Annotated in this window: 15 protein-coding genes; 1 reads left to right on the top strand and 14 read right to left on the bottom strand. The window is 24.6% G+C overall.

All coding sequences use genetic code 11. The features are described 5' to 3' along the window. Positions 1 to 200: 200 nt before the first annotated feature. From D9V73_RS02095 to D9V73_RS02075, 5 genes are all read right to left on the bottom strand, one after another. On the bottom strand, positions 201 to 1,265 hold the full coding sequence (locus D9V73_RS02095) for an exodeoxyribonuclease V subunit gamma (RefSeq protein WP_158336625.1): 1,065 nt from the start codon (positions 1,263 to 1,265) through the stop codon (positions 201 to 203). A 32-nt stretch (positions 1,266 to 1,297) separates the two neighbouring features. Further along, positions 1,298 to 2,149, bottom strand: coding sequence for a small-conductance mechanosensitive channel MscS (gene mscS / locus D9V73_RS02090; RefSeq protein WP_158336624.1), 852 nt, complete (start codon positions 2,147 to 2,149; stop codon positions 1,298 to 1,300). A 145-nt stretch (positions 2,150 to 2,294) separates the two neighbouring features. Then, positions 2,295 to 3,374 (bottom strand): class II fructose-bisphosphate aldolase, encoded by a 1,080-nt coding sequence (gene fbaA / locus D9V73_RS02085; protein ID WP_158336623.1) that lies wholly within the window; start codon positions 3,372 to 3,374, stop codon positions 2,295 to 2,297. Between the two features lie 48 nt (positions 3,375 to 3,422). Continuing rightward, complete coding sequence (locus D9V73_RS02080) at positions 3,423 to 4,580, bottom strand: phosphoglycerate kinase (RefSeq protein WP_158336622.1); 1,158 nt, start codon at positions 4,578 to 4,580, stop codon at positions 3,423 to 3,425. Positions 4,581 to 4,900: 320 nt separating this feature from the next. After that, positions 4,901 to 5,494: a YhgN family NAAT transporter gene (locus D9V73_RS02075; RefSeq protein WP_158336621.1), complete on the bottom strand. Its 594-nt coding sequence runs from the start codon at positions 5,492 to 5,494 to the stop codon at positions 4,901 to 4,903. 427 nt (positions 5,495 to 5,921) lie between these two features. Here D9V73_RS02075 and asd point away from each other — a divergent pair, with 427 nt between their 5' ends. Further along, positions 5,922 to 7,037 carry an aspartate-semialdehyde dehydrogenase gene (gene asd / locus D9V73_RS02070; RefSeq protein WP_158336620.1) on the top strand — a complete coding sequence of 372 codons (1,116 nt, stop codon included), beginning with the start codon at positions 5,922 to 5,924 and terminating at the stop codon, positions 7,035 to 7,037. 172 nt (positions 7,038 to 7,209) lie between these two features. On the opposite strand, the gene tusA is transcribed toward asd, so the two are convergent. The 9 genes from tusA to ybeY form a co-directional block, all read right to left on the bottom strand. Then, complete coding sequence (gene tusA, locus D9V73_RS02065) at positions 7,210 to 7,488, bottom strand: sulfurtransferase TusA (RefSeq protein WP_158336619.1); 279 nt, start codon at positions 7,486 to 7,488, stop codon at positions 7,210 to 7,212. A gap of 44 nt (positions 7,489 to 7,532) precedes the next feature. Continuing rightward, a complete protein-coding gene (locus D9V73_RS03025) occupies positions 7,533 to 7,859 on the bottom strand; it encodes a nicotinate-nicotinamide nucleotide adenylyltransferase (RefSeq protein WP_410051763.1) in 327 nt (108 codons plus the stop codon). Between the two features lie 56 nt (positions 7,860 to 7,915). Then, positions 7,916 to 8,170 carry a nicotinate-nicotinamide nucleotide adenylyltransferase gene (locus D9V73_RS02055; RefSeq protein WP_187307820.1) on the bottom strand — a complete coding sequence of 85 codons (255 nt, stop codon included), beginning with the start codon at positions 8,168 to 8,170 and terminating at the stop codon, positions 7,916 to 7,918. A 28-nt stretch (positions 8,171 to 8,198) separates the two neighbouring features. After that, on the bottom strand, positions 8,199 to 8,924 hold the full coding sequence (gene holA / locus D9V73_RS02050; RefSeq protein ID WP_261979211.1) for a DNA polymerase III subunit delta: 726 nt from the start codon (positions 8,922 to 8,924) through the stop codon (positions 8,199 to 8,201). Between the two features lie 29 nt (positions 8,925 to 8,953). Continuing rightward, positions 8,954 to 9,199, bottom strand: coding sequence for a hypothetical protein (locus tag D9V73_RS02045; protein WP_158336616.1), 246 nt, complete (start codon positions 9,197 to 9,199; stop codon positions 8,954 to 8,956). A 206-nt stretch (positions 9,200 to 9,405) separates the two neighbouring features. Beyond that, on the bottom strand, positions 9,406 to 11,991 hold the full coding sequence (gene leuS, locus D9V73_RS02040; protein WP_158336615.1) for a leucine--tRNA ligase: 2,586 nt from the start codon (positions 11,989 to 11,991) through the stop codon (positions 9,406 to 9,408). Continuing rightward, positions 11,969 to 13,507: an apolipoprotein N-acyltransferase gene (lnt, locus tag D9V73_RS02035; protein ID WP_187307819.1), complete on the bottom strand. Its 1,539-nt coding sequence runs from the start codon at positions 13,505 to 13,507 to the stop codon at positions 11,969 to 11,971. Before lnt ends, leuS begins: the two co-directional genes overlap by 23 nt. A 61-nt stretch (positions 13,508 to 13,568) precedes the next feature. Next, positions 13,569 to 14,408: a CNNM family magnesium/cobalt transport protein CorC gene (corC, locus tag D9V73_RS02030; RefSeq protein WP_158336613.1), complete on the bottom strand. Its 840-nt coding sequence runs from the start codon at positions 14,406 to 14,408 to the stop codon at positions 13,569 to 13,571. A gap of 91 nt (positions 14,409 to 14,499) precedes the next feature. Beyond that, the coding region (gene ybeY, locus D9V73_RS02025) for an rRNA maturation RNase YbeY (RefSeq protein ID WP_158336781.1) at positions 14,500 to 14,814 on the bottom strand (315 nt) is incomplete at its 5' end.

Genomic DNA, 14,814 nt, shown 5'->3' with positions numbered 1-14,814 from the left:
GTGTTTAGAATTTATAGAATTGAATATGGAATTAATAAATGGAGTGTATAAATTTATATTTGTACTGATTACTAAAATATCATGAAACGAAATATCATGATTATCGTTAAGTATATTTAATAAATTGTCATATAATATTTCAATTTCTCTTTTTATTGTGTTACATACATGTATAGAAATAGAGTGATCATTTACACATATTATTTCTTTATTTTTATCATAATTTTTTTTTTATTGTTATTCCATATTTTATAAAAATTAGTTTTGATTATGTTTCTTTGTATTTTTTGAAGCAAGCAAATTGGTTTTTTTATATTAAATATATTTATTTCTTTTTTATTTATTAAACTTAATAATAGATATTGTTCGTATCTATATTTATTCCATAGTAAAGTATCATTAATGTTGTTTTTTTTATTTATAGTATTGTCTAAAAGTTGTTTGTATTTTTCTGTTTCATTAAAAAAATATGATATATTTTTTTTAATCATAGTTAATTTATGTTTTTTAAGTTTAATTTGATTTAACAACATTTGTTCTTCGTTTTGATAAGGAGTAACGTAAAAAAAATGTATTGAACATAATTTACTAATACTATTTAACATAATTATATTATATGGTGTTAAAAAAACATTTCCAAAAATAAAAATTCTAGAAGGAAATTGGTTTATATTTAATTTTTTGTGTGTTATTACATCTTGTAGAAGGAAAAGTAGATTTGAGTAATTCCATGTTATTTGATTTTTATTTTTCATATTGCTTATAATAGTAGCCCATAATAGTTCATAACTTTTTACTAATGGATCAGTATTCTTATGATATTTTGGATTATTTTCCCATGTTTGAATCCAATCTGGACGGTATAATAAATATTTTTCAAAGCATTTTGATAAAAAAGATGCTATTTCAAATAGTTCCTCCGATTTTAATTTGTTTTTGCTGATAACATTAGTTAAATTTTTAATATCTTTGATATTCATTATTTTCCATGTCAAGTAATATTTTTCAAATTCTATGTTAGAATAGCAATTAGTGTTAATACGTTGAAATATTTTCCAAAAAAATTTGTTCAATCGAAGAAATTTAATATTAGAAATTATAGAATATTTTTTAGTTATAAAAATTTTTATCCAATGATCTGTTTGTTTATTAGGAGTAATAAATATTTCGTTTTCTAATGGATCAGATAGTGGATTAGTGATAAAAATAGAACATGCTTTCTCTACGAGTAAGTTTAAGTTGTAAGATTTATATAGTATAAGCATAGTTTTTCATTAAATTAGTATTGATAATTGTTTTATTTTGTTATTTTTCTGTAGCCATGTATTTTAAGTTGAGGATAAGGAATCTCAATATTATTTAAATCTAAAGCCTTTTTAAATTGTGCCATTAGATCCCAATATACTATATTTAATTCATCAGTGCTACTCCAGCAGCGTACGATAAAATTTAATGAAGATGGTGCTAGTTCACTTAATCCAACAATAATATCTTTGTCTTTTAACACTCTATCTTCGTTTTCTACAACATTTTTTAATACTTTAATCACTAAATCAATATCAGAATCATACGAAACACTAATAATAAATTCATTTCTTCTTATTTTTTCTCTAGAATAATTGATTATATTACCTGATATAATTTTACCATTCGGTATGACAACAATTTTACCGTCTAAGGTTCGAAGAGTAGTATAAAATATATGAATACTCAACACTGTTCCTGATATATTTTCTAAATTTACATATTCTCCAGTACGTAGTGGTCTTAATATTACTAATAAAACTCCTGCTGCAAAATTAGATAAAGAACCTTGTAAAGCTAATCCAATAGCCATTCCAGCTGCACCTAATATGGCAATTACAGAAGTAGTTTGAACTCCAATACATCCTAATGAAGCTATTAATGCAAATGTAATAAATATGTATCTCACTAGTGCAGCTAAAAACCCAGAAACAGTAGTATCTATATTTCTAGTAATTAATACTCTATTAATAATATTTGAACTGATTCTGGCTATAAAAAAACCTACTATTAGTATCATAGTTGCAGATACGAGATTAATAAAATAACTTAATAAGATTTCTTGGTTTCGGATTAACCAATTTCCTGCATGATTAATATCGTTAACCACGTTTAATTTTTTCATATTTTTTATGTTCTTTAAAGTATTATGTAATTAACATTAATGATGAAAAACGTAACAATTCATGTTATTTTATATAGAAAATTAGGGAGAATAATATTTGTTCTCCTCTAACTTTTTAAAAATGTATATGATAGTGATAGTTGTTTTACAAAGTATTATAAGAATTTAATACTTTAAATATGTATTGTAAGTAATGTGCTACTGATTTTTGAGAAGCGCGAATCCAAGTTCTTGGATCATAATATTTTTTGTTAGGTTTGTCTGATCCTAACGGATTACCTAGTTGGTTTTGTAAATAAGTTTTGTTTTTTTTATAAAATTCTAATATTCCTTTCCAAGCTGCCCACTGGACATCAGTATCAACATTCATTTTTACTACACCATATTGTATAGATTGTTGAATATCTTCTAACGAAGATCCAGATCCCCCATGAAAAACAAAATTTAATGGATTAAAGGATAAATTATGTTTTTCTCTAACATATTTTTGTGAATTTTTTAAAATGATAGGTTTTAAGTGAACATTTCCTGATCGATATACTCCGTGTATATTTCCAAAAGATGCTGCAATAGTAAAACATGGACTTATTGGAGATAATCGTTCATATGCTAAATTAACATCGACTGGTTTAGTATATAAAAATGAATTATCTATATCCGTATTGTCAATTCCGTCTTCTTCTCCTCCAGTACATCCTAGTTCTATTTCTAACATCATATTAATATTTTTAATTTTTTTTAAATATTTTGAGCAAATGTTTAAATTGAATTCTAGTGGTTCATGTGATAGATCTATCATATGTGAAGTAAAAAGAGGTGTATCATTAATTCTGAAGTATCGTTTTCCTTCTTTTATTAGTTCGTCTATCCAAGGTAGCATATTTTTATTGCAGTGATCAGTATGCAAAATTACAGGAATTTCATAATGTTTTGCCATTAAATGTACGTGTTGAGCACCTGATATAGCTCCTAATGCTGCTTGTTGATGTATTTTATTTTTTTTTAATCCTTTTCCCGCAATAAAAATTGAACCTCCATAAGAAAATTGTATTGCAACTGGGCTATTAACTTTTCTTGCTGTTTCTAGAACAATATTTATGGAATCATGTCCTATGCAGTTTATTGAAGGTATTGCAAAAAGATTTTCTTTAGCTATTTTAAATATTTTTAGTGCGTCATTTCCGTTTACTACACCTGGCTGTATAAATTTTGAAATATTACACATCGTTAATTTCTCATTTAAAATTTTAATATATATAAAGCTATTGTATTATTAAATAAAACGTTCTAATAACTTTATTATAGGAAATTCTTCTTGTTCTAAAAATTTTAGAAAGGAACCTCCACCTGTAGATATATAAGAAATTTTGCTTGTTATATTTAATATTTCTATTACAGATAAAGTATCCCCCCCTCCAGCTACAGAAAAAGCATTACTATTTGCAATAGTTTGTGCTAAAGCCGTTGTCCCTTTTCGAAAATTTTTAAATTCAAATACCCCGATGGGTCCATTCCAAAGAATAGTTTTTGCCTGTTGTAATATTGGTAACATTTTTGTTATAGTATTTTCTCCAAAATCCATGATTTCTTCATTCATATCAATATCAGAAACTTTTTTAGTAATTCCTATACTATTTTCGTTAAAAGTAGTACTTACTTTAGAATCTATTGGTATAAAAATATTATAGTTATCACGTAGTAATTTAGCTTGATGAATAAAATTGGGTTCGTATAGAGATTTTCCAACATTATTATCAATAGCTATAAAAGTATTAGCAATACCTCCCCCTACTATCAAAGTATCCGATATTTTTGCTAGTGATTTTAATAAATTGAATTTAGTAGATACTTTTGCACCCCCAACGATTGTAATCATAGGTCGAATTGGTTTTTTTATAATTTTTTTTAACGCTGTAAGTTCTGATTCTAAAAGTAGTCCAGAACAGGCGATTTTTGAATATTTTGATAGACCGTAAGTAGATGATTCATTTCTATGTAGTGAACCAAATGCGTCCATAACAAATATATCACATAAGTTGGCATATGTTTTAGATAAATGTTTATTATTGTTTTTTTCTCCTTTATTAAATCGTACGTTTTCTAATATAGTTAATTCACCTGATTTAGTCTCTATACCATTTAAATAATTTTTGCAAAAGTATACTTTATACTTTTTAAATATTTCTTGAAAATATTTAAAGATAGGAAATAATGACAATTCTGAATCATAAAAACCTTCTTTTGGTCTACCTAAATGTGAAGCAACAATAACTTTTGCATTATTTTTTAATGCTAGTTTAATAGTTGGAAGCGATGCGTTAATTCGAGCATAAGATATGATTTTTTTATTTTGTATTGGTACGTTTAAATCTGATCGTATAAGTACTCTTTTATTTGAAAGGTTTAGATCTGTTATTTTTATTATTGGCATGTTTTTACCATTAAAAATATGTAAAGAAATAAAATTCTAAAAGATTAAATTAGTTTTAAAAATTTTTTAGAATTGATATGGTTTTGTTCAAAGTTAATTACATTAATCATAAATATATATTTTGATATTTCAAATGTAAATAACAAAATGAATTGAACATATATTTTGTTTTTACTTGATATTACGAATATTCAATTATATGAATGTTATTCGATTATAGAATGTTTTATATATTTAATTTTATAGGTAGTAATGACGTTATTATAAGATGTATTAAAAGTACATGAATATTTTTATAATGGTTTTGTGTATATTGTTATTTAAGTTTGAAACCAAGATTTTACGCCATCTAAAAACATTTGAGTGGATAGCATAATTAAAATTAAACCCATCAATCGTTCTAGTGCATCTACTCCTTTAGAACCAAATAGTCTCAAAAACATGTTGGATGATAATAAAATTATTACTGTACAAGTCCAAGCTATTAAAAGAGATCCAGTTAAATACACTATTTTATTCAGATATTCATGTGATAATAATATCAATGTAGCTAATAGTGATGGTCCTGCTACTAACGGAATCGCTAAGGGGACTAAAAAAGGTTCTTCTCTGGTTTTCTTCGTATTTTTTTCATATTTATAAGAAGGAAAAATCATTTTGATTGCTATTAAAAATAAAATTATTCCACCGGATATAGAAACTGTTTCGGTTTTCAAATTTAGAAATACAAGAATATTTTCGCCTGCGAATAAAAATAACAACATTATTAATAATGCCACTATCATTTCTCGTAATAAAACAATACGACGACGATTTGGTTTTAAATTTTTTAATATAGACATGAATATAGGAAGATTTCCCAATGGATCCATAATCAAAATTAATAAAATAGTTGAAGAAATCATTTCGTTCATAATTCACTCTTATTAAAATATTTTAATAAATTTAAAAAAATATGAGAATTATATTTATAATAATATTGTGTTATAAATGTTATCGAATAATTTTTAAAAAACAGAATTTAATTTTTAAAATAATTAAAATATGCAAGATATAATATATATTAATATATATTTGTATATATTAAACATATATTACAAAATAAGTAAATTATTTATAATGAAATTATAAGGTAATTAGCTCAAGATAAAATTATATATTTAACTTTTTAATATTTTAAAATTTTTAAAATTAGTAAAGTTACTTGTAATTATTTTGTTATGTTCAGTTAAATGTATACCTATTCAAAATATTTTTTTTAGTTACTTATTTTAAATTACATATGTTTAATATTATTAGAATTTTCTATTTTCAATTTTACATCACTTGGTAAAATAAATAATGAAAAAGCTTGTAGGTTTAGTAGGATGGAGAGGGATGGTTGGATCAGTTTTAATGCAGAGAATGGAAGAAGAAAATGATTTTTATCATTTTGATCCAGTTTTTTTTTCTACATCTCAAGTTGATCAAAAAGGTCCAATTGTTAATGGAAATTATTATGGCAGTTTAAAAGATGCTTATGATATTGATGCATTAAAAGTATTAGATATCATTATTACGTGTCAAGGAAGTGATTATACTAATGATATATATTATAAATTGAGACATAGTGGTTGGAAAGGATTTTGGATTGATGCTGCATCTTGTTTAAGAATGACAAGTGAAGCGGTAATTGTATTAGATCCAGTAAATTTGTCAGTAATTAATAGGTCTATAGATAATGGCATTAAAACTTTTATAGGTGGAAATTGTACTGTTAGTTTAATGTTAATGTCATTAGGAGGACTGTTTTCTCATGATTTAATTGATTGGATGACTGTTTCCACTTATCAAGCAGCATCTGGAAGTGGTGCATTACATATGATTGAATTATTAACTCAAATGAGCTCAATTTGTAACGGGATTTCTAATGATATAAATAATCCATCTAAATCTATTTTAGATATAGAGAAAAAAGTCAGTAGAATCAGTTCGGCTGATTCTTTTCCTACTAATTATTTTTGTGTCCCATTAGCAGGTAGTTTGATACCTTGGATTGATGTTAAAGTTAAAAATGGACAAAGTAGAGAAGAATGGAAAATTCAAGCTGAAACAAATAAAATATTGTCATCTAAGAAAAATATTGTAATAGATGGATTATGTGTTCGAGTTGGATCTTTGAGATGTCATAGTCAGTCGTTTGTAATTAAGTTAAAAAAAGATATTTCTATGTTTGATATTGAAAGTATTATATCTCATCACAATCGTTGGACACGAGTAATTCCTAATGAGATTGATTTTACTATTAATAATTTAACTCCTGCTGCAGTAACTGGAACGTTATTAACTCCCGTAGGAAGGATAAGAAAATTAAATATTGGGAAAAAATATATATCTGCATTTACTGTCGGAGATCAATTGTTATGGGGGGCTTCAGAACCGTTACGACGCATGTTAAAAATACTCATTAAATTATAATTATCGAATACTTTTTGAAGTTCATTGTTTATATAATGTTAGCGTTATTAATATTATTCTAACAATTATTAAATATAAATTAATAATTGTTAGTTTTTAGTTTTAAAAATGTTATTTATATGTATTAAAAAAATTTTAAATATATTTAAACATATTTTATGATTTTTTTTAATTAATCTGATTGGGTTGTAGAATTATGTTCAGATATAATTCCTTTTTTAATTAGATATTGGTAAGGTAGTTTATTAATGGTATATGTTAGTAGCATATGATTCATGAATCTGCAAAAATTTGGAATATCTCTGATAGTAGATGGATCGTCTGCTAATATTAATAATGTTTGCCCAGTATGTATTTCTCTTACTTTTTTTCTTAACAGCATAATAGGTTCAGGACAATTCAAATTTCTTAAATCTAATAATGAATGATGTGAATACGTTTTAATTTTCATATTATAGTAATATTTTATTTTCAATAAGTTGTTTGATATAAATATTAAATATACAAATTATATTTTTTTATATAATGGATTACAGAGATAGGCAACAGATTTGGGCAAGAAAAATTATTTTTTAACAAGAGTCGAATTTTTGTAGAAGAAATATTTACATAGGGTGTATTAGAAAAAAAAATATAACCGTTAGAGTTACTATGTAATAAAAGATAATTTCTGGTCGTTTTGTTTTTAACCCAAGCTTTTAAAATATTATTTTTTATATGTTTTTTATGTAGAGTTCGTGGTAATACTATTAAATGACAATATATTAGTAACTCTTTCCATTTATGCCATTGATTTAGGGTAACTAAATTATCTAATCCAATAATAAATCCTAATGGTCGTTTATAGCCTATGTTTTTTCTAAGTTCTTTTAATGTATCTATAGTATAAGGTATTTTTTTTTTATTTCTAAGTAATTTATTTTAAATAATGGTTTATTTTTTATTGCTAATTTTATCATTTTAACTTTATGTTGAACTGAGATAATTGATTGATTGTGGCATAAACTATTATATGTAGGTAATAGAATAATTTTTTTTAAATTAAGTTTTTCTGCTAGTATTTCTGATGTAGCAGTGTGCCCGTAGTGAATAGGATCAAAGGTGCCGCCTAATACTGCATATAACGATGTCATTTTTTTATTCATTAGATTAAAATTTATACTAGTTTTTTTTACTAATTATGCAGGATAAAATTTTTAATTGGTTCCATATAGACGTTTCGTATTTTTTTTTAATATTAATTTCTATTTTTGTTAATAATGTAATGGATTTATTAATTTTTTCAATATTTTCGCAACGTGAAAAATATATTAGTGTTAGATATCTACTTTTTGAAGTTTTTCTCATCTTTAAGATATCGTAAATATTAGGAAAAATTTTACGTTGTATCATTAGTATAGTAATCAAATTATACTGTAAACTTCGTATCAATACTATTTGGTTATAGTTTTGAATAAATAAGTTATTTAGAATTTTTATAGATTTATTTAAATCACCGATTAACATTGAATCAATCCACTCTTCTGGTGTAAAAAGAGTTGAATTATTAATAAACGGTTTAATTTTTTCAATAGTTATTAGGCGTTTCGGCCAAATTAACATTAACATATTTATTGTATTGTATAAGAATAATATGTTTCCTGAATATAATTTCAGTAATAGTTCTTTTGCATTTTTGTGGATATTTATTTTTGAATCATATATTTTATTGTTTATCCAGATATTTGTTTTTTGTTTTATAAGAGAGTTACAATATATAATTGTACCTTTTAATTGAAATATATTAAACCAAACATTATTTGATATATTTTCTTTTACGTTTTTGTGAATAATTAAAAGTATATCAGGATTTATAAAATTAGATAAATAAACTAGTTGTTTTTGAATTTCTTTTGTAAGAATTTGTTTAGGTAAGTTTAAAATAATAATTTTTTTTTTGAAAATAAATCATTCATTTTGAAATAATAAGATAAATGCTTGATACTAATATTGTGCTCTATGATTTTTGTTGACAATTTAGAAAATCCGTTTTTTTTAGCTAGAGAAAATATAATTTTTTTGCTTTCTTGAACAAAAAAAGTATCGTCCCCGATAAGGATATAATATGGACTTAAACCATTAAAGAAAGTAGGGAATAGTTGTTCTGAATAAATAATTTTCATAACATTATTTAACATTTTAGTATGATAACATTTGTACAAGAGTATTAACTTAGTTTTTTGTCGATTATATGTGTTTTTACTATGTTAATATAGTAAATTGTAGAATTAAACGTTTTAAGTATTATAAAATTAACTATATGTGTTTTATTTTTTCTATGTTTTTTATATATATATAATTTACAAAAATGATATGTTATTTCTTATCTTTAATTTATGACTAAATTTATTAATTTGTTAGGAATATATATCACATCATGTATTTTAGAATTATCAGTATATCTAGATACTTTTGGTTCTTTTAAAATTATTTCTAATATCTCTTGTTTAGAATATATTTTCGATACAGAAATTTTATGACGAAGTTTGCCATTAATTTGAATTAGTATTATATTGAAGTTGTTTATAGTATAATTTTTATTAAACTTTGGCCAAGAAATTTCTGTAATGTTTTCTTTTTCGTGCAACAAATATGTTAGCAAAACATGGCTGAAATGAGGTGTAAAAGGATATAACATTTTTATAATAGATAACAAAAATTTTTGAGTTAAGTCTAAATTGAAATCTTGTTTTGAAGATGCATTAAAAAGTTTGTTAACTAGTTTCATTATTTCGGCAATAGCTGTGTTAAATGATTGTTTTTTACTGATATCTTGTTCTACTTTTCGAATGGTTGTATGTAAAAAAGAATACAAAATTTTTTGATTATAAGTTAAATTTTTGTAACATGTTTTTGTATTTAAGTGTTTATATTTTTTAACATGATTATAACAAAATGTCCATATTTTTTTTAAGAATCGATGCATTCCTTTTACTCCAGATTCTGTCCATTCTAATGATGCTTCTACTGGTGCCGCAAACATAATAAATAGTCTTACTGTATCTGCTCCGTATTTATTAATCATTTTTTCTGGTTCAATGCCATTTTTCTTAGACTTAGACATTTTCATCATCCCTGAATGAAATATTATTTTATCACAATATTTAAAAGATTTTTTTATATTTCCATTAATATCGTATTGAAAATTATTAGATGAAACATTAATCCAATGCTTTCGATTATCTTCATCGAGATAATAAAAAGCATCGGATAATACCATTCCTTGACATAATAATTTTTTCACTGGTTCATCTGATTTAACTAGTCCAAAATCTCTTAATAATTTATGAAAGAACCTAAAATAAATTAAGTGCATAGTAGCATGTTCTATTCCACCAATATATAAGTCTACAGGTAACCAATAATTCGAAGAAGATTTATCTATCATTCCGTTTCTGAATGTCGGACAAGTATATCTAGCGTAATACCATGATGATTCTACAAACGTATCTAACGTATCAGATTCACATATTGCTAACTGTCCATCAATATTTATCTTTTTTTGATTAGATTTGTTGCGAGAGGTTATATTGTATTTTGTGATGTTGATGTGTTCAGGAAGTATAATTGGTAGAAACTTTTTTGGTATAGGTATAATGTTGTTATTTTTTAACGTAGCCATGGGGATAGGAACTCCCCAATAACGTTGTCTTGAAACGCCCCAATCTTTTAATCTATAATATATCTTTTTTTTGCCTATTTTATTTTTTTTTAGTTCAGACATTATAACATGATGACTATGTTTAGTATCTAAATTGCTATATTTTTCAGAGTTAAATAATATTACAGGTTGTGACATGTCTACATTTTGTATTTTTGATATCATTCTATTATTTTTTAGTATAGTAGGTTTGATTTTTAAATTATACGTTTGAGCAAAATCTAGATCTTTTTGATTATGTTCAGGTATGCCTAATATTGCTTGGGAGTGACATTCTAATAGTACATAGTTAGCAATCCATATAGGTAGCTTTTCTTTAGTTAGAGGGTGTAAAACAGATTTTTTAGTATCTACTCCTTGATTGTTGTTAAAGTTTCTATTATATAAATTAAGATATGATCGTTTTTTTAAAAAAGTTCGTACATCTTCATTATAATGAGATATTTTTTTAGCTAATTTATGTAGAGGTGAAATAGCAATATATGTTGCTTTCATTAATGTTTCAGGTTTAGATATAAAAATACCAAAAGTTTCTTTTGAATCAGTTAATTGTAAATTTATTTCAATCCCTGATAATTTTCCAATCCAGTTTGATTGCATTTTTTTAACTTTTTTTGGCCATTCAGATAACGTATTTAATCCATCTAATAATTCTTCTGCATAATTAGTAATTTTGATAAACCATTGAGAAATATTTTTTTTAGTAGTTTTAGTATTGCAACGCCAACACAATCCATTAATAACTTGCTCATTAGCTAAGACTGTTTTATCTGTTGTACACCAATTAACCCAAGATTTTTTTTTATATACTAGCTTTTTTTTATATAATTCTATAAAAAACCATTGTTCCCACTTGTAAAATTCAGGTTTACAAGTGGTAATTTCTCTAGTCCAGTCATAGCTAAATCCTAATTTTTTAAGTTGTTTTTTCATATATCTTATATTTTCATAAGTCCATACAGAAGGATTGACATTGTTTTGCATAGCCGCTATTTCTGCTGGTAACCCAAATGCATCCCATCCTATAGGATGCAGTACATTTTTTCCAATCATGCGTTGATATCGTGCCATAACATCGCTAATGGTATAGTTTCTAACATGTCCCATATGTAATTTTCCGGAAGGATAAGGAAACATAGCAAGACAGTAATATTTTTCTTTTTTGTTGTCTTCAGTAACTGAGAACGTGTTATTTTTTTCCCATAATAGTTGAACATCATGTTCTATATTTTTAGCTATATATTCTTTTTTCATTTTTTTTACTTGTCATAATTTTTAATTTATTTATAGAATAAATTATACATATTATTGTGATTGTCCAAATTGGAATGAGTCCAAATTTTGCGTAAGGAGTAACGCCTGACGTGGATTTTATGTTTTTTTCTAATATTAACTTTTTGAACTGAGGTAATATCGTGTTTATTGTTCCATTAGCGTTAATTATTGCAGTTATTCCATTATTAGAACTATGTATTAATGGCCTACCAAGTTCTAACGCCCTCATTCTAGCCATTTGAAAGTGTTGCCATGGTTCAGAAGAGTTCTTAAACCAGACGTCGTTAGCTAGAGATAATAAAAAATCTACATTTGGATAAAAGTTATCTAGTATTTGTTTACCAAAAATGATTTCATAACAAATTGATGCAGAAAAATAGAAATTTTTAATTTTTATAGGAGATTGTATGTATGGTCCTGATTCAAAAGGCAAAATAGCAAAATTAAAAATATATGATAATATTTTTTTAATTTTTTTATAAGGTATATTTTCACTAAATGGTACTAAGTGATGTTTTTTGTATTCTATCTGGTAATTATAAATATTATTTTTATTTTTTTGTAATACTGCGATTGCATTGCAGAAAGAGATTTGTTTATGTTTGTTATAATATGATTTTATATATCCAATGACTAAAGAAGCATTTTTTCTTTTTAGAATATTCTTAAAAGTATTTAATATATTTTTTTCATTTAACAATGAGTTAGGAATAGCAGATTCAGGTAATATTATTATAGTATTTTTTTTAGAGATTTTTTTTATTAATTTGGAATAAATATTTAAAACATTAAAAGTATTTTTAATATTCCAATTCAACGTTTCAGGAGTATTAGTTTGTATTAGAGCAATATTAATATTTCTTAAGTTATTTTCTGAATACCATGATATTGTAGATAGAGCGTAAGAGAACATTAATATAATAAAAGCGTAAATACAATACGAATATTTTCTATACAGAATTGATAGCGAAAAAAGATTAGCAATTATTATTAGTATAAAAGTAATTCCTTTTATTCCTAATATAGGAGCAATGCTTTTTAAAGGTCCGTCAATTTGGCTATAACCAAGTTCTAGCCATGGAAATCCAGTGAGAATATTTTCTCTAAAATATTCAATAACGTGCCACAATGATGGAGATAATATTAAGAACTTAATTAATGACACATTTTTATATATATAATTTAAACATATACAGAATAATGCCGGATAACTAGAAAGATATACTATTAAAATAATAGTTAACAAAACATTATTTGAAAATGATAAAATATTAACAGAGTGAATGCTAATATAAATCCAATAAATGCCCGTACCAAAAAAACCTACACCCCATAGAAATCCGATAATTCCTGATTTGTAGTGAGATAATCCATTGGAAATAATTTGTAATCCCATAAAGGAAAATATAGAACATGGCCAATAATTTTGAGGAGAAAAAGACAATATTCCTATACTACCTACAAGAATAGATGATAAAGCTTTAACGATAAACATAGGAATAATAGCCATTAATAATTACATAAAATATATTATTGTTTGTTGGAAGTTGAATTAACTACGTGATTTTCGGACTAGTAACTTTCAGTTGTACTATATTTCTATTATTAACAGTATGAACTGTAAATTTATATCCTTCAATATTTGCGAATTCTCCTTGAATTGGAAGATGGCCTATTTTTTTCATAACTAAACCTCCAATAGTATCTACTTCATTATTATTAAAATTAGTTTTGAAAGTATCATTAAATTCTTTTATAGGAGTAAAAGATTTAATCATAAAAGTATATTGGTTTAATGGTCGAATATTTGATTCTGCTTCGTCGTATTCGTCATCGATATTACCTACAATTAACTCTAATATATCTTCGATAGTTACCAATCCTGACACAGCTCCAAATTCATCTATTACTACTGCCATATGATTTTTTTGCAATCGAAATTCTTTTAACATGCAGTCTGCATGTTTGCTTTCTGGTACAACAACAGCTGGTCGTAGTACACTTTTTATATGAAAAGAATTTGGTTTATATCTAACAAATTTTAAAAAATCTTTAGCTATTAAGAATCCTTCGATATAGCTTTCATCATGATTCATGACAGGAAATCGTGAATGAGCTGAGTTAATTATTATGTTTAAACATTTTTTAAATGAATAAGTTAATTTTAGATTTATCATTTTCGTACGAGGGATCATTATATCTCGGATTCTTTTTTTAGTAATATTTATTACTCCTTTTAGCATATCGTATGTGTCTTGATCTATTAATTGTTTTTTTTTAGAATATTGTATTAATTTTAATAATTCTTCTTTGTTTTTTGGTTCATCATGGAATATTTGGTTTAGAAAAATGGAAAAAAAATTTTTTTTGTTATTTTTCGAATGATCATCGTTCATTACGTATTAGTATAGATCTCTTATATATTTATTCTAAGTATAATTTAAAAATTTATTATTTTTTTAAAATATTTCTCTTATGATATTATCATTATACTATATAAGGATTATTATATCCTAAAAATGACATTATTTTTATTTCTAGGTTTTGCATTTTGTTTGTATTATAGTAATTATCGTGATTGTATCCTAATAAATGTAATACTCCGTGTATTACCATGTGCGCCCAATGTGATTCAATTTTTATAAAATTTTTTTGTGCTTCTTTTTTAATAACGCTACTACAAATGATTAAATCTCCAATAAAATAAGATTTTATTAATTTATTGGTAGTAGATGGAAAAGATAAAATATTTGTAGTTTTATTTTTATTTCTATACTTAAAATTTAATAGTTTTATTTCAGA

The sequence above is a fragment of the Buchnera aphidicola (Melaphis rhois) genome (genome assembly GCF_005080745.1).
GTDB lineage: Bacteria > Pseudomonadota > Gammaproteobacteria > Enterobacterales > Enterobacteriaceae > Buchnera_B > Buchnera_B aphidicola_AT.
The sequence above is the reverse complement of the archived record's forward strand: the minus strand, read 5'-3'. Positions and strand labels throughout refer to the sequence as shown.

What these genes read in the sequence shown, in the direction of transcription:
- D9V73_RS02095 (WP_158336625.1), bottom strand. Translation starts at nt 1,265, where the DNA reads ATGCTTATACTATATAAATCTTACAACTTAAACTTACTCGTAGAGAAA.
- mscS (WP_158336624.1), bottom strand. Translation starts at nt 2,149, where the DNA reads ATGAAAAAATTAAACGTGGTTAACGATATTAATCATGCAGGAAATTGG.
- fbaA (WP_158336623.1), bottom strand. Translation starts at nt 3,374, where the DNA reads ATGTGTAATATTTCAAAATTTATACAGCCAGGTGTAGTAAACGGAAAT.
- D9V73_RS02080 (WP_158336622.1), bottom strand. Translation starts at nt 4,580, where the DNA reads ATGCCAATAATAAAAATAACAGATCTAAACCTTTCAAATAAAAGAGTA.
- D9V73_RS02075 (WP_158336621.1), bottom strand. Translation starts at nt 5,494, where the DNA reads ATGAACGAAATGATTTCTTCAACTATTTTATTAATTTTGATTATGGAT.
- asd (WP_158336620.1), top strand. Translation starts at nt 5,922, where the DNA reads ATGAAAAAGCTTGTAGGTTTAGTAGGATGGAGAGGGATGGTTGGATCA.
- tusA (WP_158336619.1), bottom strand. Translation starts at nt 7,488, where the DNA reads ATGAAAATTAAAACGTATTCACATCATTCATTATTAGATTTAAGAAAT.
- D9V73_RS02055 (WP_187307820.1), bottom strand. Translation starts at nt 8,170, where the DNA reads ATGACATCGTTATATGCAGTATTAGGCGGCACCTTTGATCCTATTCAC.
- D9V73_RS02045 (WP_158336616.1), bottom strand. Translation starts at nt 9,199, where the DNA reads ATGAAAATTATTTATTCAGAACAACTATTCCCTACTTTCTTTAATGGT.
- leuS (WP_158336615.1), bottom strand. Translation starts at nt 11,991, where the DNA reads ATGAAAAAAGAATATATAGCTAAAAATATAGAACATGATGTTCAACTA.
- lnt (WP_187307819.1), bottom strand. Translation starts at nt 13,507, where the DNA reads ATGTTTATCGTTAAAGCTTTATCATCTATTCTTGTAGGTAGTATAGGA.
- corC (WP_158336613.1), bottom strand. Translation starts at nt 14,408, where the DNA reads ATGAACGATGATCATTCGAAAAATAACAAAAAAAATTTTTTTTCCATT.